This window comes from Streptomyces sp. NBC_00989 (genome assembly GCF_045162655.1).
Taxonomy (GTDB): domain Bacteria; phylum Actinomycetota; class Actinomycetes; order Streptomycetales; family Streptomycetaceae; genus Streptomyces.
In genome coordinates this window covers 4,733,554-4,751,774 of sequence record NZ_CP108728.1, presented here as the reverse complement: position 1 = coordinate 4,751,774, position 18,221 = coordinate 4,733,554, and the positions used below count along the sequence as shown (strand labels likewise).

The 18,221-nt window shown below is 68.8% G+C and carries 17 protein-coding genes; 7 read left to right on the top strand and 10 right to left on the bottom strand.

What is annotated here, in order from left to right:
* The first annotated feature begins 141 nt into the window (after positions 1-141).
* Positions 142-1,092: a YihY/virulence factor BrkB family protein gene (locus tag OG714_RS20565; protein WP_406122957.1), complete on the top strand. Its 951-nt coding sequence runs from the start codon at positions 142-144 to the stop codon at positions 1,090-1,092.
* On the opposite strand, the gene OG714_RS20560 is transcribed toward OG714_RS20565, so the two are convergent.
* A complete protein-coding gene (locus OG714_RS20560) occupies positions 1,043-2,371 on the bottom strand; it encodes a D-alanyl-D-alanine carboxypeptidase family protein (RefSeq protein WP_406122955.1) in 1,329 nt (442 codons plus the stop codon). The genes OG714_RS20565 and OG714_RS20560 overlap by 50 nt on opposite strands.
* A gap of 91 nt (positions 2,372-2,462) precedes the next feature.
* Here OG714_RS20560 and OG714_RS20555 point away from each other — a divergent pair, with 91 nt between their 5' ends.
* The 4 genes from OG714_RS20555 (at position 2,463) to OG714_RS20540 (ending at position 6,232) form a co-directional block, all read left to right on the top strand.
* Positions 2,463-2,702, top strand: a complete 240-nt coding sequence (locus tag OG714_RS20555; protein ID WP_327401786.1) for an SCO4848 family membrane protein — start codon at positions 2,463-2,465, stop codon at positions 2,700-2,702.
* 4 nt (positions 2,703-2,706) lie between these two features.
* Entirely contained in the window at positions 2,707-3,969 is a 1,263-nt protein-coding gene (locus tag OG714_RS20550) for a metallophosphoesterase (RefSeq protein ID WP_406122952.1), read from the top strand.
* 196 nt (positions 3,970-4,165) lie between these two features.
* Entirely contained in the window at positions 4,166-5,722 is a 1,557-nt protein-coding gene (locus tag OG714_RS20545; protein WP_406122950.1) for an ABC transporter substrate-binding protein, read from the top strand.
* A 105-nt stretch (positions 5,723-5,827) separates the two neighbouring features.
* Positions 5,828-6,232, top strand: a complete 405-nt coding sequence (locus OG714_RS20540) for an ATP-binding protein (RefSeq protein ID WP_406122948.1) — start codon at positions 5,828-5,830, stop codon at positions 6,230-6,232.
* A 27-nt stretch (positions 6,233-6,259) separates the two neighbouring features.
* On the opposite strand, the gene OG714_RS20535 is transcribed toward OG714_RS20540, so the two are convergent.
* Together OG714_RS20535 and OG714_RS20530 are read right to left on the bottom strand one after the other, a co-directional pair.
* The gene (locus tag OG714_RS20535; protein ID WP_406122946.1) at positions 6,260-7,717 is read right to left on the bottom strand and encodes a sensor histidine kinase; all 1,458 of its coding nucleotides are present in this window, start codon (positions 7,715-7,717) and stop codon (positions 6,260-6,262) included.
* The gene (locus OG714_RS20530) at positions 7,714-8,400 is read right to left on the bottom strand and encodes a response regulator transcription factor (protein ID WP_406122944.1); all 687 of its coding nucleotides are present in this window, start codon (positions 8,398-8,400) and stop codon (positions 7,714-7,716) included. Before OG714_RS20530 ends, OG714_RS20535 begins: the two co-directional genes overlap by 4 nt.
* Before the next feature lie 188 nt (positions 8,401-8,588).
* Here OG714_RS20530 and OG714_RS20525 point away from each other — a divergent pair, with 188 nt between their 5' ends.
* Positions 8,589-10,991 (top strand): MMPL family transporter, encoded by a 2,403-nt coding sequence (locus OG714_RS20525; protein WP_406131889.1) that lies wholly within the window; start codon positions 8,589-8,591, stop codon positions 10,989-10,991.
* 9 nt (positions 10,992-11,000) lie between these two features.
* On the opposite strand, the gene OG714_RS20520 is transcribed toward OG714_RS20525, so the two are convergent.
* The 4 genes from OG714_RS20520 to OG714_RS20505 all read right to left on the bottom strand — a co-directional run bounded on the left by OG714_RS20520 (position 11,001) and on the right by OG714_RS20505 (position 13,230).
* Positions 11,001-11,801 (bottom strand): TetR family transcriptional regulator, encoded by an 801-nt coding sequence (locus tag OG714_RS20520; RefSeq protein WP_406122942.1) that lies wholly within the window; start codon positions 11,799-11,801, stop codon positions 11,001-11,003.
* An 11-nt stretch (positions 11,802-11,812) separates the two neighbouring features.
* A complete protein-coding gene (locus OG714_RS20515; protein WP_406122940.1) occupies positions 11,813-12,331 on the bottom strand; it encodes a thiol-disulfide oxidoreductase DCC family protein in 519 nt (172 codons plus the stop codon).
* A complete protein-coding gene (locus tag OG714_RS20510; protein ID WP_406122938.1) occupies positions 12,328-12,723 on the bottom strand; it encodes a hypothetical protein in 396 nt (131 codons plus the stop codon). The genes OG714_RS20515 and OG714_RS20510 overlap by 4 nt, the downstream gene beginning before the upstream one ends.
* A 96-nt stretch (positions 12,724-12,819) precedes the next feature.
* The gene (locus OG714_RS20505) at positions 12,820-13,230 is read right to left on the bottom strand and encodes a VOC family protein (RefSeq protein ID WP_406122936.1); all 411 of its coding nucleotides are present in this window, start codon (positions 13,228-13,230) and stop codon (positions 12,820-12,822) included.
* 147 nt (positions 13,231-13,377) lie between these two features.
* On the opposite strand from OG714_RS20505, the gene OG714_RS20500 reads away from it, so the two are divergent.
* Entirely contained in the window at positions 13,378-14,112 is a 735-nt protein-coding gene (locus OG714_RS20500) for a hypothetical protein (protein ID WP_406122934.1), read from the top strand.
* A gap of 5 nt (positions 14,113-14,117) precedes the next feature.
* Here OG714_RS20500 and OG714_RS20495 read toward each other — a convergent pair whose 3' ends face one another.
* The 3 genes from OG714_RS20495 to sdhA form a co-directional block, all read right to left on the bottom strand.
* Positions 14,118-15,119 carry a hypothetical protein gene (locus tag OG714_RS20495; RefSeq protein ID WP_406122932.1) on the bottom strand — a complete coding sequence of 334 codons (1,002 nt, stop codon included), beginning with the start codon at positions 15,117-15,119 and terminating at the stop codon, positions 14,118-14,120.
* A gap of 561 nt (positions 15,120-15,680) precedes the next feature.
* Positions 15,681-16,460 carry a succinate dehydrogenase iron-sulfur subunit gene (locus tag OG714_RS20490; protein ID WP_406122930.1) on the bottom strand — a complete coding sequence of 260 codons (780 nt, stop codon included), beginning with the start codon at positions 16,458-16,460 and terminating at the stop codon, positions 15,681-15,683.
* Positions 16,460-18,214: a succinate dehydrogenase flavoprotein subunit gene (gene sdhA, locus OG714_RS20485; protein ID WP_406122928.1), complete on the bottom strand. Its 1,755-nt coding sequence runs from the start codon at positions 18,212-18,214 to the stop codon at positions 16,460-16,462. Before sdhA ends, OG714_RS20490 begins: the two co-directional genes overlap by 1 nt.
* Between the last annotated feature and the right edge of the window lie 7 nt (positions 18,215-18,221).

Below are 18,221 nucleotides of genomic sequence, written 5' to 3'. Positions count from 1 at the left end.
CCGCTTATGGGCGGTTAGTCGTACGGCGTCGGCGCCCTCCCTGAAATGGGCGATTAATCGGATGCCGCTCGACAGGGCGCCACGCGCGCGTTCCCGGGGTACCCGCACATCGGTGTCCCCGGACGAGGGCAGAATCGGATCATGGACTGGCTGAAGAAGCTCCCCCTCATCGGGCCGCTGGTGGCGCGCCTGATGCTCACGCACGCGTGGCGGTCGTACGAGCGGCTGGACCGGGTGAAGTGGTCGCAGCTGGCCGCCGCGATGACGTTCATCAGCTTCATCGCGCTGTTCCCGCTGCTGACCGTGGCCGCCGCGATCGCCGCCGCCACCCTGAGCACCGACCAGCAGCACGAACTCCAGGACAAGATCGCCGAGCAGGTCCCCGGCATCTCCGACCAGCTCAACATCGGTTCCCTGGTGGACAACGCGGGCACCATCGGTCTCATCGCCGGTGCCGTCCTGCTGTTCACCGGCATCGGCTGGGTCGGCTCGATGCGGGAGTGTCTGCGCGCGGTGTGGGAGCTGCCCGACCGCGACGAGAACCCCCTCCTGCGCAAGCTCATCGACACCGGGGTGCTGATCGGCCTGGGCGGCGCCGTCCTCGCGACGATCGCCATCTCCACGGTCGCCTCCGCCCTGGTCGACTGGATCAGCCGCGAACTGGGGCTGGTGGAGGGCGGTTGGGGCGGGGTCCTGCTGCGAATCGCCGCGTTCGGCGTCGCGGTGTTCGTCGACTTCCTGCTCCTGCTGTACGTCCTGACGCTGCTGCCCGGCGTCGAACCCCCGCGTCGCCGCCTCTCCCTGGCCGCGCTGATCGGCGCGGTCGGCTTCGAACTGCTGAAGCTGCTGCTCAGCGGCTACATCCAGGGTGTGGCCGCGAAGAGCATGTACGGCGCGTTCGGCGTCCCCGTGGCGCTGCTGCTGTGGATGAACTTCACCTCGAAGCTGGTCCTGTTCTGCGCCGCCTGGACGGCGACGCCGAGCAAGGGGGACCCCGAGGAGGACGAGTACGACCCGACCGACGAGACCGAGAACCCGAAGGTCAGGGACGACGACGCCGGACCAGATCCGGCAGCGGCCAGCGCCGGTTGACCAGGAAGACACCGGCCGCGAGCAGCACCAGCAGGCCGCCGGTGACCGCGAGCGCGATCCCGACCCCGCTCGAACCGTCGTCCTCCGCGGCCGAGGCGGCGGCCGAACCGCTCGCGCTCGGCTTCGTGGACGTGTCGCCGCCCGCCTCCCCGGTGGCCGTCGCACCCGGCTGTGCGCTCGCCTGCGGGACGTTCTTGGGCGCGACGAGCTCACCCACCGGCTGCACCTTCCCGTCCGCCTGGAAGCCCCAGTCGAGGATCTTCGCGGCCTCCTTGTAGACCTCGTTGTGCTCGTCCTTCTCCGGGTTCATGACGGTGACCAGCAGCACCTTGCCGTTGCGCTCGGCGACGCCGGTGAAGGTGGCGCCCGCGTTGGTGGTGTTGCCGTTCTTGACGCCCGCGATGCCCGGGTACACCGAGACGTCCGAGTCGCCGCTCAGCAGCCGGTTGGTGTTCTGGATGTCGAAGGTCCCGCGGACCGGCTTGCCCTTCTTCTTCGTCGTCTCGCCCGGGAACTTCGCGCTCACCGTCGAGCAGTACTCCCGGAAGTCCTTCTTCTGCAGCCCGGAGCGCGCGAACAGCGTCAGGTCGTACGCCGACGAGACCTGCCCCGGCTCGTCGTAGCCGTCCGGGGTCACCACGCGCGTGTCGAGTGCCTGGAGGTCCTGGGCGTGCGCGTTCATGTCGGAGACGGTCTTGGCGACGCCCCCGTTCATGTGGGACAGGACGTGCACCGCGTCGTTTCCGGAGCGCAGGAAGACACCGAGCCACAGGTCGTGGACCGTGTAGCTCTCGCCCTCCTTTATCCCGACCAGGCTCGAACCGGCGCCCATGCCGGCCAGGTCGGACGCGACGACCTTGTGCTCGGTCGTCTTCGGGAACTTCGGCAGCACGGTATCCGCGAACAGCATCTTCAGGGTGCTCGCCGGAGGCAGCCGCCAGTGCGCGTTGTGCGCGGCGAGCACCGCGCCCGACTCGGCGTCGCTCACGATCCACGACCGCGCGGTCACGTCCTTCGGCAGCACCGGGACGCCGGACGTCAGGTTGACCTGCGTCCCCGCCATGCCGAGGCGGGTACCGCCCACCGACGACATGTCGGCCGGGGGAGTGGCCGTAGGAGTCGCCGACGAACTCGCCGACGAACTCGGGGTCGCGGTCGCGGTCGGGGTGGGAGTCGGACTCGGAGCCGCGAGGGCGACGGGCGCGGTGAGCGCGAGGGACGACAGGGCGGCGGAAAGCACCAGCAGGGATCGCCTGATGGTCTTCAGTGGAGCGGGCACGGACGAGAACGTACATGCCGGGGGACCCGAAGTCCCGTCACCGGCCCCACCCCGGACACGGGCCCCAGGGGACGACGGCGATACTGGACTCATGAAGCTCAGCCGCCCCGTCTCCTGGTTCCTGCTCGCCTTCGGGGTGTGGAGCTGGGTCATCTGGGTCACTTTCGTCAAAAACCTGGTCGCGGACAGCAGTGGTCTGGCCTTCGACGACGGCCACCCGACGGCGTACTTCTGGGTGCACCTGACTCTCGCCATCGTCTCCTTCGTATTGGGGACGGTCATCGGGGGCCTCGGGTTGCGTGGACTGCGCGCACTGCGCGAGACGTCATAAAGAAGTGGCCATCGTCGTCATCGCCCTCGTGGCCCTGATCGCCGTCGCCGTCCTCGGCGGGCTCCACTGGTACGTCTGGCGCCGCCTCGTCCGCGACACCACGCGCGCGTGGGGCCCCGCCCGCATCACCGGCACGGCCGTGCTCGTCGCCGGCCCGGTGCTGATGATCGCGGCCCTGGCCGCCGAACGAGGCGGCGCACCCTTCTGGCTCCAACAAGCCCTGGGCTGGCCCGGTTTCCTGTGGATGGCCCTGGCGATCTACCTCCTGCTGGCCGTCCTCGCGGGTGAGGTCCTGCGGCCGCTGCTGCGCAGGCTCCTCGAACGGCGTGGGCGGCCCGAGACGGCCGTGGAGGAGCACGAGGCCCTGGCCTTCGCGACGGTTCCCGAAGCGGCCGCTGAGGCGGCTCCAGAAGTGCCGCGGAGGAGTGCTCCGCTCGCCGTTCCCTCCCGCCGGCTCTTCGTCTCCCGTGTCGTCGGGGGTGCGGCCGCCGCCGCGGCCGTGGGGACCGTCGGGTACGGCACCTACGGTGTGCTGCGCGGGCCGAGCGTCAAGCGGGTGACCGTGCCGCTGGCCAAGCTGCCGCGGTCGGCGCACGGGTTCAGGATCGCGGTCGTCAGTGACATTCACCTGGGGCCGCTCCTGGGGCGGGGGTTCGCGCAGAAGGTCGTCGACACGATCAACGCGACCCAGCCCGATCTGATCGCCGTCGTCGGTGACCTGGTCGACGGGAGCGTCAAGAACCTGGGGCCCGCGGCAGCGCCCCTGGCCGGGCTGAAGGCGCGGCACGGGAGCTTCTTCGTCACCGGTAATCACGAGTACTTCTCCGGTGCCGCCGCCTGGGTCGAAGAAGTGCGGCGGCTCGGGATCCACCCCCTGGAGAACGCCCGTACAGAACTGGCCGGGTTCGACCTCGCCGGGGTCAACGACCTCCAGGGCGAGAGCGAGGGGCAGGGGCCCGACTTCGGGAAGGCGCTCGGCGATCGTGACACCACGCGCGCGTGCGTGCTGCTCGCGCATCAGCCCGTGCAGATCCACGAGGCCGTCAAGCACAACGTCGACCTCCAGCTCTCCGGGCACACCCACGGCGGCCAGTTGTGGCCCGGCAACTTCGTCGCGGAGGCGGCCAATCCGACGGTCGCGGGCCTGGAGCGGTACGGCGACACCGAGTTGTACGTCAGCAGGGGCGCCGGCGCCTGGGGACCACCCACGCGCGTGGGGGCGCCGTCGGACATCACGGTCGTCGAACTGGCCTCGAAACAGGCTTAGTTGCCGATGCCGGAGCATGTCTGCGAACTGGCTGAGAGTCGGCTGTGAAACGGGCAATTAACACCCGTCGGTAAGTTCTTTCTCATCTCGGCAGAACTCTCTTCCCCCCGATGAAACTCCTGTGGTTAGGTGATCCGCGCCACTAGGGGAGTGGCGTATGTGAGGGGCCCGGGAGGGTCCTTGGGAGGGCACACCGATGCGGTCGGTTCGCATGCGGATTCTCGCGACGCTGCTGGTTCTGGCGGCTGTGGGAGTCGGTGGCTGGCAGTTGCTGCCGTCGGACGGGAGCAAGGACAAGACGATCACGGTCGGGACGACGGACGCTGTCACGTCCCTCGACCCGGCCGCCGCGTACGACGCCGGTTCCTGGGCGCTGTACAGCAACGTCTTCCAGTCACTGATGACGTTCGACTCGGGCGGTACGACACCCGTGCCGGACGCGGCCAAGAGCTGCGCGTTCGTGGGCGGCGGGCTGACGACGTACCGCTGTGTGGTGCGCGACGGGCTCACCTTCCCGAGCGGGCGCACGATGACCGCCGAGGACGTGAAGTTCTCCTTCGACCGGGTCAAGAAGATCAACTCCGATGTCGGTCCGTCGTCCCTGCTCTCCACGCTCGGCTCGGTCGACGCCTCCGGGATGACCGTCACCTTCCATCTGTCGTCCCCGGACGCCACGTTCCCGTTCAAGGTGGCCACCGGCGCCGGTGCGATCGTCGACAGCACCAAGTACCCGAAGGACGCCCCGCGCAACGGCTACCAGGTCGACGGCACCGGGCCGTACACCCTGTCCACGTATACGAAGGACAAGAAGGCGGTCCTTTCGCCGAACAGCCACTACAAGGGTGCCGTCAAGAACACCGGGAGCCCGATCGAGCTGCGGTACTACGCCGACTCGGACGCGCTGCAGAAGGCGTACAAGGCGAAGCAGGTCCAGGTGGCCACCCGCCAGTTGCCGCCAAAGATGCTCTCCGGGCTCTCCGCGAGCGACCCCAACCAGCGCGTGTCGGAGGCGGACAGCTCCGAGACCCGCAACCTGTACCTCAACACCCGCAAGGGCACGCCCCTGCACGACGTCCTCGTGCGGCGGGCCATGGCCTGGCTGATCAACCGCGAACAGCTGGCCGCCACGGTGTACGACGACACGGTCGACCCGCTGTACTCGCTGATCCCCACCGGGATCGTCGGCCACACGACGTCCTTCTTCGACGACTACCCCTCCCAGAGCACCAAGAAAGCGAAGGCACTCCTCGAAGAGGCCGGCGTCTCCCTCCCGGTGCACTTCACCTACGGCTACGGCATCGGGCACGGCTCCGGCAAGGAGGAGGCCGCCGAGCTGAAGAAGCAGCTGGAGGCGGGCGGGCTCTTCAAGGTGGACGTCAAGGGCTACGAGTGGACCGACTTCCAGAAGCGCTGGGCGACCGGCAAGCTGGACGCGTACGCCGTCGGCTGGGTCGCCGACTACCCCGACCCGGACACCTTCGGCTCCCCGCTCGTCGGCACCGGCTCCACCATGAACACCGGCTACAGCAACAAGATCGTCGACCAGCTGATCCTCAGCAGCCAGAAGTTCGCCGACCGCAGCCGCGTCGACGACGACTTCCGCGACCTCCAGTCGGACGTGGCCGCCGACGTGCCGCTGATCCCGCTGTGGCAGCGCAAGGAGTACGTGGTGAGCAGCGAGGACGTCGGCGGCATCTCCTACCTCACGGACGGCACCGGCGTGTTCCGGCTGTGGGCGCTGGACTGGATCTGACGCCTCCGGGCGCTGACCTTTGTTCGATCTTTTGTCCGAGTGACACCGGTCGGCCATCGCACGCAGCACCATGTGACGGAGGTGTGGGTGGGGTGAGGAGCCGACGTGGTCAGACGCAACTCCTTCCGGCTGCCCCGGCACCCGGCGTCCGTGGGTCTCGCCCGGCGCCGGGTCCGGGACCATCTGGCCGACTGGGGGCACCGGAGTGACGATCCGGCGCTCCAGGACGCGGTGCTGCTCGTGTCCGAGCTGGCGACCAACGTCGTACGCCACGGGCCGCTCCTGGAGCGGGAGTTCGAGGTGGCGGTGACGGCCCTGGCGGACGGCTCCTGCCTCATAGAGGTGTCGGACGAGGGCCACCTGGAACCCCGTCTGCGGGTCGTGACGGCCCTGGAGGAGGCCGGCCGCGGTCTCCACCTCGTGGAGGGCATCGCGGCCGCCTGGGGCGTCTGGAGCCGCGGCACACACGGCAAGACGGTCTGGGCCCTGGTCCAGTCCGACACCCCCTGAGACGCGTGCTCCACGACCCGTGCTGCTCTACGACGGCACGGGCGCCCGCGTCGGCAGGGTCACCGTCACCGCGAGCCCCTCGCCCGGCGCCGTTCGCACCGCCACGTCACCGCCGTGCGCCTTGACGACGCCCTGGACGATCGCCAGCCCCAGACCGCTGCCCGCACCGCCGCCCGCCCGGAAGAACCGGTCGAAGATGCGCGCCGCGTCGTCTTGGCACAGCCCCGGACCCTGGTCGGCGACACACAGCCGTACGACCCCGTCCTCGCGCTCCACACCGAGCCGCACGGGCACGTCGGCGGGTGTGTGGGTGCGGACGTTGGTCACCAGGTTGCCGAGTATCTGGCGCAGGCCCGACTCGTCGGCGCGCACCAGGAGGGAGCCGTCGGCGCCGACCGTGACGGGCCGCTCGGGCTGCTGCACCCGGAGGTCCTCGGCGGCGTCGCGCACCAGGCGGCTCAGATCGACGTTCCGGAAGCGCAGTTCGGGCTGTTGGTCCAGGCGGGCCAGCGTGAGTAGTTCGTCGACGAGACGGCCCATGCGGTCCGCCTCCGCGTTCATCCGGTCCCAGGCACGCTTGCGCTCGTCGGGCTCGGTCAGCATGCCCTTGTCGTACAGCTGGAGGTAGCCGCGGATCGCCGACAGCGGGGTGCGCAGCTCGTGCGAGGCGTCGGCCACGAAGCGGCGCAGGTGGGCGGCCGTACGCTCGCGCGTGCGGTACGCCGACTCCACCTGGTGGAGCATGGAGTTGAGGGCGACCCGCAGCTGCTCGACCTCCTGCGTCGGATGGTGGCTGGAGGGCACGCGCCGGGTCAGATCGCCCTCGGCGATGGCCGTCGAGGTCTCCACCATGTCCTCCAGGGGCAGCAGCCGCCGGCGCACGCTCATCATGGTCAGCGCGGCGAGCAGCACGAGCAGCAGGCTGCCGAAGGCGAGGTCCAGCTTGAGGGCCTTGGCCATGCCGTGGTGGAGGCCGCCGGTGGAGGCGGCGATCAGGATGTACGTGCCGTCGGCGAGCCGGGTGCCGGTGGCGCGGTAGGGGTCGCCGCGCAGCGAGATGTCGCGCGGTGTGCCGTCCGCGGCCAGTGTGGCCGGGTCGCTGAAGACCGCGGCGAGTGCCCGCTGGTCGGTGGTCGGGGCGAAGCCGGCGATGGTGAGCACCTTGCCCTGGGGGCCGACCGCCGCGAACACCTTGTCCGGCTTCGGTGAGTCGGCACTCTCCTGGGGCATCAGGTGGTCGCCGATGCCGGCCAGCGTGCTCAGCATGTTGAGCTGCTGCATGGTGAGCTGGGAACCGCTCAGCGAGTCACGGGACTTGGTCAGCTCGGTGTCGACCTGGGCGAGCAGATAGTGCCGCATGCCCATCAGGCTGACGGCGGTGGCCATGACGATGCCGAGCGCCAGCAGTGCCACGTTCGCGAGCGTCAGTTTGGCGCGCAGGGAGTCGACCCCGCGCTCGCAGTTCGGGAGATGGAACTTCCTCATGCGAGCCCGTATCCGACGCCCCGCCGCGTGGTGATCACAGGCGGTCCCAGGGTCTCCAGCTTGCGCCGCAGATAGCTGATGTAGGTCTCGACGACGGTCGACTCCTGCGGGGTGTGCTCGTACTGCCAGACGTGGCGCAGGAGTTGCTCCTTGGGCACGACCCGGCCGCCGTTGCGCACCAGGAAGCGCAGCAGGGCGTACTCGGTGGGGGTCAGCTCGACCGAGCGGCCCGCGCGGTGCACCGAGTACGTCGTCTCGTCCAGCTCCAGGTCGCCGTAGCGCAGCGGCGGGCGCTGCGGGAGGACGTCGGCGGGGCGGGTGCGGCGCAGGACGGCGGTGATGCGGGCGACGACCACGTCGATGTCGAACGGCTTAGTGATGTAGTCGTCGCCGAAGCCGAGGGCGCCGACGATCTCGGCGGGCGCGTCCCGCGCGGTGAGGAAGACGATCGCCAGCTCGGGTCTGCGGGCGCGCAGTTCGTGCCCCAGGGCGCGGCCGTCGCCGTCCGGGAGCATCACGTCGAGCAGCGCGCAGTCCGGGCGGGTGCGCTCGGCCAGCGCGAGCGCCTCGCGCACGGTGCCCGCGACCATCACCTCGAAGCGGTGGTAGCGCAGCGCGATGGCGAGGACGTCGGCGATGCTCGGTTCGTCCTCCACCACCAGCACGGTTCCTGGAGCCGTCATGCCCCCAGTATCCGCCGGGGCACCGACAGCCGGGCCGGCCGGGTCTTTGGAGTTCCTTGAGAGTCATGGCCGATGCGTGTCCACGCGTGCGTGCCGCCGCCAATTCTGTAGCCCAGGACCTGGGGGACCAACCGACCGACCGATGTATTCAACTCGGTTTCGACTAAGGAGCGTTGAGCGTGGCGGCATTGGCACGGTGGTGCTATCGGCACCGGCTGGTGGTCCTGTTGGTGTGGGTGGGGGCACTGTTCGGCCTGGGCTTCTCGGCCTCTACGGCCGGTACGAACTACGCGAACGTGTTCTCCCTCCCGGACACGGACTCCAAGCGCGCGTACGACCTGATGGAGAAGGCGTTCCCGAACAGCTCGGGCGACACCGACACGGTGGTGTGGAAGGTCGACTCGGGATCGGTGCGGGACCAGTCCGTACGGACCCGGATCCAGCCCGTGCTCGACGAGATCGCCGGTATGAAGGGCGTCGGCGGGGTCACCGGCCCGTACTCCGGCGCCCGGGGCGCGACGCAGATCAGCTCCGACGGGACGATCGCGTACGCGCAGGTCACCTTCGCCGAGCAGGCGAACGCCGTCCCCAAGGACCTCGTCCAGAACGTCGTGGACACCGCGCAGGACGCCGGACGCAAGGGCCTCCAGGTCGAGTTGGGCGGCCAGGCCGTCCAGCGGGTGGAGGAACCGCCGGGCGGCATAGCCGAGGGGGTCGGCATCATCGCGGCGGCCGTCGTCCTGTTCCTGGCCTTCGGCTCGTTCTACGCGATGCTGCTCCCTATCGGCATCGCGATCTTCGGCGTCGGCACCGGCCTGTTCTCCACCCAGCTCCTCAGCCACACCACCGACATCCCCGACCTGGCGCCCCTGCTCGCCACGTTGATCGGCCTCGGCGTCGGCATCGACTACGCCCTGTTCATCGTCACCCGGCACCGACGAGGCGTCCAACGCGGCCTGGATCCCGAGGAGTCGGCGGTCATCGCCCTCAACACCTCGGGGCGCGCGGTGCTGTTCGCGGGCGGCACGGTGTGCATCGCGCTCGCCGGGATGCTGGTGACGAACCTGCGCTTCCTGGACGGCGTGGTCATCGGCACCTCGCTCACGGTGGTCCTGAGTGTCCTCGCGGCCACGACGCTGCTGCCCGCCCTGCTCGGCTTCCTGGGCGTGCGGGTGCTCAGCCGCAAGCAGCGGCGCAAGCTGGCCGCGACCGGGTCCGAGCCGGAGCGCACCGACAACCTCGCGGCCCGCTGGTCGGCCGCCGTGCAGAAGCGCCCGCGCCGGATCGCCGTGTTCGCCCTCGTGGTGATGGCCGTCCTCGCCTTCCCCATCCTGTCGTTGCGCCTCGGCGCAACCGACCAGGGCAACGACGACGCGTCGACGACCACCAGGCAGGCGTACGACCTGCTCGCCGACGGCTTCGGGCCGGGCTTCAACGGCCCCCTCCAGGTGGTCACTTCCGGCGGCGACACCGCCGCGCTGGTCAAGGACATCCAGGGGACGAAGGACGTGGCCCAGGTCGCCGCGCTGCCGGCCGCGCACGGCGTGACGGTGATCCAGGTCGTCCCGAAGACCTCACCGCAGTCCGTGCAGACGGACGACCTGATCGACACCCTGCGCGACAAGGTCATACCCGAGGCCGGCGTGACCGGCCACGTCGGCGGCGTGACGGCGATCTCCAAGGACTTCGCGACCGTCACGGGCGACCGCCTCCCGCTCTTCGTCGCGACGATCATCGGCCTGAGCTTCCTGCTCCTCCTGCTGGCCTTCCGCTCGCTCGTGGTCCCGCTGACGGCCGCCCTGATGAACCTCATCGCGGCGGCGGCCTCCTTCGGTGTCCTGGTGGCGATCTTCCAGTGGGGCTGGGGCCTGGACCTGCTCGGCCTCGGCAAGGAGGGCCCGATCAACGCCTTCCTGCCGGTCATCATGCTGTCCCTGCTGTTCGGCCTCTCCATGGACTACCAGGTGTTCCTGGTGAGCCGTATGCACGAGGAGTGGGTCCACACCAAGGACAACGCCCGCGCGGTCCGCGTCGGCCTCGCGGAGACCAGCCGCGTCATCAACAGCGCGGCCCTGATCATGGTCTGCGTCTTCCTGGCCTTCGTCCTCAGCGGCAACTCCGGCGCGGCGACGGCGGGCGTCGGCCTGGCCGCCGCGGTCGCCCTCGACGCCTTCATCCTGCGTACGGCCCTGGTGCCGGCCGCGATGCACCTGCTCGGCAACTCCAACTGGTGGCTGCCCGGCTGGCTGGACAAGGCGCTGCCGCATCTCGCCGTGGAGCCCGCCGAGGAGCCCGTACAGGTCGCCCCAGAGGGCCCCGCGTCCGCCGTCCACGGTTTTGTCCGTACGGCGGAGGGCGAGCCCGTGGAGGGCGCCGCGGTGACGCTCCTCTCGGCGGGCGGACGCCAGCTGGACCGCGTCGAGTCCCTGGCGGACGGCTCGTACATCGTGTCGGTGCCGGGCCCGGGGACCTACCTCCTGGCGACGACGGCCACTTCGTACGGCTCGATCGCCCGCCACGTGGCGGTGGCGGACGGCCCGCTGGTCTACGACGTCGAGCTCGCGGAGGGCGAGGTGGACGCCGTCAACTGACCTGAGCGCTCAGGGGCGTTCGTCGTCGGCAGGTCCGGCGGCGGGCGCCCCGCGCTTCTCCTGCTTCTTCTTCGCCTTCCCCGGGTCGGGCAGCGCGTGGGTCATGCCCGGCAGGAAGTCCGTGAACAGCTCGTGCACCTCCAGGACGAGGGGCCGCAGCACCCGGAAGCGCGCGAGGGACACACCGCGCGCGGTGAGGCGGGCGCCGCGCTCGGCGAGCCGGTAGCTCCGCTCCCGGTCCTCCGTCCGGTCGAACACCCAATACAGCACGAGCCCCATCTGGGAGAGCCACATCAACTCCGGGAGCACGTCCCGCAGTTCCGGTGCCACCTTGGTCTTCGCCCCGAACAGCACCTCCTTGTGGACGTCTATGGCCTGCACACGCGCGTGCTCGCTCTCCGCGGAGAACGGGCTGAGCGGGCTGTCCGGGTCGGCGGCGTTCTTGAAGAACTGCACCGCGAACTCGTGGTACGGCTTCGCGATGTCCAGCCACACCCGCAGCACGCCCGCGAGCCGCGCCTCCAGATCGGTCTCCCGGTCCAGCACCTCGCGGACCGCGAGCCGGTGCTCCTCGGCGATCCGGTCGTAGAAGCCCTGGATCAGGTGCTCCTTGCCGGCGAAGTAGTAGTACGCGTTGCCGACCGAGACGCCCGCCTCCTTGGCGATCGCCCGCATCGTCGTCTTGTCGTAGCCGTGCTCCTGGAACAGCCGCATGGCCGTCTCCAGGATGAGCGCACGGGTCTGCTCGGACTTCGCGGACTTGGCGGGCGTACCGCCGTCCTCTTGGGGGCTGTCGTTCTTCTCGGGCACGGAGACAGAGCCTATCCAGTGGGGCAGGAACCGTCGGCGCAGCCCGGCGCGGTGTACGTCCAGCCCGCGTGCGGGTCGTACGACCATCCGTCTCCCTGCCGGTACACACCCCCGCCCCACCGGCCGGCCCTCGACCCTCCGGCGCCCCACTGCGCCCCGCGCCACTTCGCGGCGGCGAGCACGGCGCCCCTGGCGAGGCGGGCCCCGGCCGGGGTGTTCAACCGGTGGGCCAGGGGCCGCTGTTCGCGCAGGGCCCACAGGGTGACGATCCAGGCGGCGGCTCCCCGGTAGACCTGCCCGGAGTCGCCGACGACGGTGACCTCGTCGAGGGTGGCGCGATGGTCGAGCCCGGGAAAGCGCTGCCGGGCCTCTTCGGAGGACGCCGGTACCAGCTCCAGGGGCACCAACTGCGGTTGCCGTACGAGCCAGTCGCGCAGGAAGGCGCACAGGGAGCAGTCTGCGTCGTACAGGACGGTGAGCCGGCGGACCGGGGTCGTCCGGTCCGCCGCGGTGGTTGTCACCGTCCTCACGCCCCGACCCAGTCCTGGGGCGCGACGGGCGGCACCTGCTCCCGCTCCATGATTCCGCGCCGCCGGATCTTGTTGAGCACGTACACGTTGGCCAGGTGCATCACTCCGAGCACCAGCAGCACCACACCGACCTTGGTCGACAGGGCCTCGAAGATGCCCCGGGTGTCGTCGATGGTGCCGTCGCCACTGAGGTACAGGGCGACGAACCCGAGGTTGACGAGGTAGAAACCGACCACCAGGAGGTGGTTCACGGCCTCCGCGAGTTTTTCGTTCCCCTGTAGGACGTCGGCGAGGAAGATCCGCCCGTTGCGGCTGAGCGTCCGTGCCACCCAGATGGTGAGTCCGATGCTGACGATCAGATAGATGACGTAGGCGATGACCGTGCGGTCCATGCGCCTCCCCCTTCTTGAACACGTTCAAAAATGCTGACAGGAAGAACTGTAAGAGCATTTTTGAACGTGTTCAACTTGCTTGCGCTGGGACCTGCGTCACACGCGCCGCGCCAGCTCCGGCCGCTTCGAGTAGTCGGTGAACCCGATGACGTTGCCCCAGGGGTCGGCGATCTCGACGGTCCACCCGGTGGCCACGGAGAAGGGTGCGTCGAGCAGTTCGATGCCGGCGGCGGTGAGGTGCTGGGCGGCCCTGCGCGCGTCCGGCACCTCCAGCCACACGCGCGGCGAGGGCCAGGGGGGTGGCCTGTGCCCCAGCCCGTCCTCCTGTCGCAGGAGAACCCCGGGTGTCTCGCCGCCGACCTTCAGGATCGCGATACCGGCCTCGTCGAGGCGGAACCCGACGGTGAATCCGGCGCGTTCGTAGAAGGGGACGGCTTCGGCGAGGTCGCCGACGGGGAGAAGGAGGTTGTCGAAGCCGAGCAGTTCGTACGACTCTTCATCTGACATGCCGTCAGGTTAGAACGTCATCTTTACGTCATCCGTCCACCTTCGCGGAACCGGCCACGAGGTCACCCGGGTGGCGCGGGGCGCCCGCCGACGGATCGGTTGTGAGGCCTTCAGTACTCTTCAGACTGAATGGGGGAGGGGGAGTCAGTGGGCCGTGTGCGAACAGCTTTAGGGCTGCTGGCGGTGGTGGTCGGCACGACGTGGCTGCTGGGCGGGCCTCAGACGCTGCGGTCCGGGGCACGAGGGGCGCTGGTGGCCGCGCCGTACCTGCTGATGGCGTTCGCGGCGATACTCATCGTCCGTACCGCGCTCCCCAAGGGCGCCGCGCTGGGTCCCCTCGTTCTGCTCGTGGGGGGTGGGCTGTGGGCTCTGGCCGGACAGGGCGGACTGAGCGACGTGTGGCAGAGCAGGGTGGTGCCGCTCGCGGTGATCGCCTTGGGGGCCCTGATCGCGCTGAGCCGCTCGGGAGGGATCGCCGACGATGTGGTGATTCCGATAAGGCGGTACGGGAGCCTGTTCGTCCCGGCGCACGCGAAGTTGCTTCCGTCTGAGAACGGCGTTCGACGTATCGTCGTCCGGGCGGTCTTCGGGTCACTGCGCGTGGATCTGTCGGAGGCGGTGTTTCCGCAGGACGACGAGGAGCGCGGTGTGCTGTACGCGGATGTCACGGTGCTGTTCGGGCGGGTCGAGTTCGTGCTCGGGGAGGACTGTGCGGTGGTCGTGGCGCGGGAGATCCATACATTTGGCACGTCCCTGGCGGAACGTGTCCCCGTTTTCGCCAATCTGAGAGCGTACGGCAGGCGGAGGCCTTCGGCGTTGGGACGGCGTCTTGAGATCAGCCTGGTCGGTATTGGCGGAGCGGTCCAGCTGGATGCGGCGTGACGCTGTCAAGCAGTGGGTGGGTGCTTCAAAGGCTCGTCCTTGAGGCCGTTGTCTTCGGCCAGCGGCTCAGAGGCATTCAGAAAAGTAGTGATTCGCTTGTTGAGGTCCAGCTCCCCGGCTGCATCCGCCGGCAGGTCGTAGTGCAGGGCTGACGCCAGATTGAAGCGGTGCACGTCGAAAACGGCCTTCATGAGTTCTTCGTGGTCCTGCGCCGCTCGCTGGGCGCCCCGGTATGCGATTGCGGAGGCTGCCATGGCGGCGGGCAGCAGAAGCGTCCACCAGTTCATGCGGAAGACCAGCGGTGATGCCGCGAGTGACACAATCCCGAACGCTACGCACAGCGAGGAGGCGATGGAGATGAGGTCCATCTGCTCCTCGATTGCCTGGCGGAACTCCGGTGCTACAGAGGGGTAGATACGTCGGTAGGCGCTCAGTACGTCGAGCCCATAGCGGCGCCCGGTCCTTTCCTCCACGTTCTTGAGGATGTTGCCAAGAGCGGTGGGCATGAGCTGTTCGTCGTACGGGGAGTACTTGGCTGCTGTGCGTTCGGCGCGTTCTTTGATCCGGCGTTCTTGGGCCATTGCGCGGTGAAATTGGGCAAGTTGCGTGAGTGACGCGTTGTTCGGAGGGGAGACCGCCCGAGTCTCGTCGAGGGCGATTGCTTGTTCGCGGAGCCGCCGGTGGCGTTCCACGGCGATGGGAAGTGCCCGTCCCCGGAGGGATCCGGCCGGCCAGTAGCCTTCAAGAAGCTGCACCAGTGCGATTTCGAACGGGCGCAGCAGCACTCCGCCAAGGAAAACTCCCACTGAGCCGAGCCCCAGTACGACGAGCTTGTGGTCATTGGGCAGTGCGTCGCCCAGGTTCATGCCCCTGCCGGGCTCGTAGGCATGCGCCCCCACAAGGACGGTGACAGCCGTGATGACGATGGCACCCGGGAGCACGCTGAGGAGGCTGAACCGGTCGCCGCCAAGTGCCTTCGTTCCCGCCTGCGCGAGGTCACCGAGCACAACACCCCCTAATTCTTCGGTTCTACGGCCAACACGGTCTCTCCAGAGCGGCCCGTGTGCCGAATACCGTCGCATTCAGGAGCGGGCTCATGGGGCGATCGTTCCCGTTGAGGCATATGGAGGCAGTCGCTGTCTCTGCAGACGTATATGTAGAGCCGGTCGGATGCGCGTTCCACGTCAGGAACGGCGGGAGACTGAGGCAGGTACACGGGGTGAAGTGGCCCGTGCGCAGGGCACCCTGTTGGTGCGGGCTCTTTGTTCGGCCTACGGACAAGGTTGATTTCACAGCCCTCGACCAGGCACAAGAAGACCCATTCCCCTTGCCTCCTCCTGGTGCCGGGAGGTTTCTTCGGGGAGATCACGGTCCTGCGCTCGCCGGTCGGATGCACCGCGAGGACACGGCTCAAAGCGACAAGCCGCCCCCTCAGACCACCCATCGCTCCCCCCAAGCCCGGTGTCCATCGAGTATGCCGCCAACTCCTCGTCCTGCACACCATGTACACGACGAGGGCCCCGCTCCCACCCGGGAACGGGGCCCTCACAGCCGTACAGAAAACAACCTCAGAAGCGCCGCGTGATCAGCGCCCGCTTCACTTCCTGGATCGCCTTCGTGACCTCGATGCCTCGCGGGCACGCGTCCGTGCAGTTGAAGGTCGTGCGGCAACGCCACACGCCGTCACGGTCGTTGAGGATCTCCAGGCGCTGCTCGCCCGCCTCGTCACGCGAGTCGAAGATGAAGCGGTGGGCGTTGACGATGGCGGCCGGACCGAAGTACTGGCCGTCGTTCCAGAAGACCGGGCACGAGGACGTGCAGGCGGCGCAGAGGATGCACTTCGTGGTGTCGTCGAAGCGCTCGCGGTCCTCGGCCGTCTGGAGACGCTCGCGCGTCGGCTCGTTCGTGTCCTTCGTGATCAGGAACGGCATCACGTCGCGGTACGCCTGGAAGAACGGGTCCATGTCGACGACCAGGTCCTTCAGGACCGTCAGACCCTTGATCGGCTCGACCGTGATCGGCTTCTCGGGGTTGAGGTCCTTGATCAGGGTCTTGCAGGCGAGACGGTTCTTGCCGTTGATCCGCATCGCGTCCGAGCCGCAGATGCCGTGGGCGCACGAGCGGCGGAACGTCAGCGTGCCGTCGAGGTCCCACTTGATCTTGTGGAGACCGTCGAGGACGCGCTCCTTGGGGTCGATCTCCAGCTGGAAGTCTTCCCAGACCGCTTCCGCCGAGACCTCGGAGTTGAAGCGGCGGATGCGGAAGGTGACCGTGATGTACGGGGAGTCGGCGAAGCCGGGCTCGGGCTGGCCGGCCGCTTCCGCCTTGTCCAGAACAGGGGTAGCCATCAGTACTTACGCTCCATCGGCTGGTAGCGGGTCTGGACGACCGGCTTGTAGTCGAGACGGATGGACTCGGTGCCGTCGTCGCCGACCTCGCGGTACGCCATGGTGTGGCGCATGAAGTTGACGTCGTCGCGGTTGGGGTAGTCCTCGCGGTAGTGACCGCCGCGGGACTCCTTGCGCGCGAGCGCCGAGACCGCCATGACCTCGGCGAGGTCGAGCAGGTTGCCCAGCTCGATGGCCTCCAGGAGGTCCGTGTTGAACCGGCGGCCCTTGTCCTGGATCGAGACGTTGCGGTACCGCTCGCGCAGCTCCGCGATCTTCTCGACCGCCGTCTTGATCGTCTGCTCGGTGCGGAACACCATGACGTTCGCGTCCATGCACTCCTGCAGCTCGCGACGGAGGACGGCCACGCGCTCGGTGCCCGTGGAGTCGCGCAGGTGCTCGACCTGGTCGATGACCTGCTGCGCCGGGTCCTCGGGCAGCTCGACGTAGGACGCCTTCTGGCTGTACTCCGCCGCGGCGATGCCCGCCCGGCGCCCGAACACGTTGATGTCCAGGAGGGAGTTGGTGCCGAGGCGGTTGGCGCCGTGCACCGACACGCAGGCGACCTCGCCGGCCGCGTACAGGCCCGGGACGACCGTGGTGTTGTCGGTGAGGACCTCACCCTGGACGTTCGTCGGGATGCCGCCCATCGCGTAGTGCGCGGTGGGCTGGATCGGGATCGGGTCCGTGTACGGCTCGATCCCCAGGTACGTGCGCGCGAACTCCGTGATGTCCGGGAGCTTCGCGTCGAGCTGCTCCGGCGGGAGGTGCGTGAGGTCGAGGTAGACGTGGTCTCCCTCGGGACCGCAGCCGCGGCCCTCACGGATCTCCGTGTAGATGGAGCGCGACACGACGTCACGGGACGCGAGGTCCTTCATGACCGGCGCGTACTTCTCCATGAAGCGCTCGCCGTCCTTGTTGCGGAGGATGCCGCCCTCACCGCGGGCGCCCTCCGTCAGCAGGATGCCCATGCGCCAGATGCCGGTCGGGTGGAACTGGAAGAACTCCATGTCCTCCAGCGGCAGCCCGCGCCGGTACACGGCGGCCTGGCCGTCACCGGTCAGGGTGTGCGCGTTCGACGTCACCTTGAAGAACTTGCCGCAGCCGCCGGACGCGTAGATCACGGCCTTCGCCTGGAAGACGTGGATCTCGCCGGTCGCCAGCTCGTACGCGACGACGCCCACCGACGTCTTCACGCCGTCGACGTCGGCGATCAGCTGGTCGAGGACGTAGAACTCGTTGAAGAACTCCACGCCCTCCTTCACGCAGTTCTGGTACAGCGTCTGGAGGATCATGTGGCCGGTGCGGTCCGCTGCGTAGCAGGACCGGCGGACCGGAGCCTCGCCGTGGTTACGCGAGTGGCCGCCGAAGCGGCGCTGGTCGATCGTGCCGTTCGGCGTGCGGTTGAACGGCAGGCCCATCTTCTCCAGGTCGAGGACCGAGTCGATGGCCTCCTTCGCCAGGATCTCGGCGGCGTCCTGGTCGACCAGGTAGTCGCCGCCCTTGATCGTGTCGAAGGTGTGCCACTCCCAGTTGTCCTCCTCCACGTTGGCGAGCGCGGCGGCCATACCGCCCTGCGCGGCGCCCGTGTGGGAGCGGGTGGGGTAGAGCTTCGTCAGGACGGCGGTGCGGCTGCGCTTCGTCGACTCGATCGCGGCGCGCATACCGGCGCCGCCGGCGCCGACGATGACGGTGTCGTATTTGTGGATCTTCATCAGAATT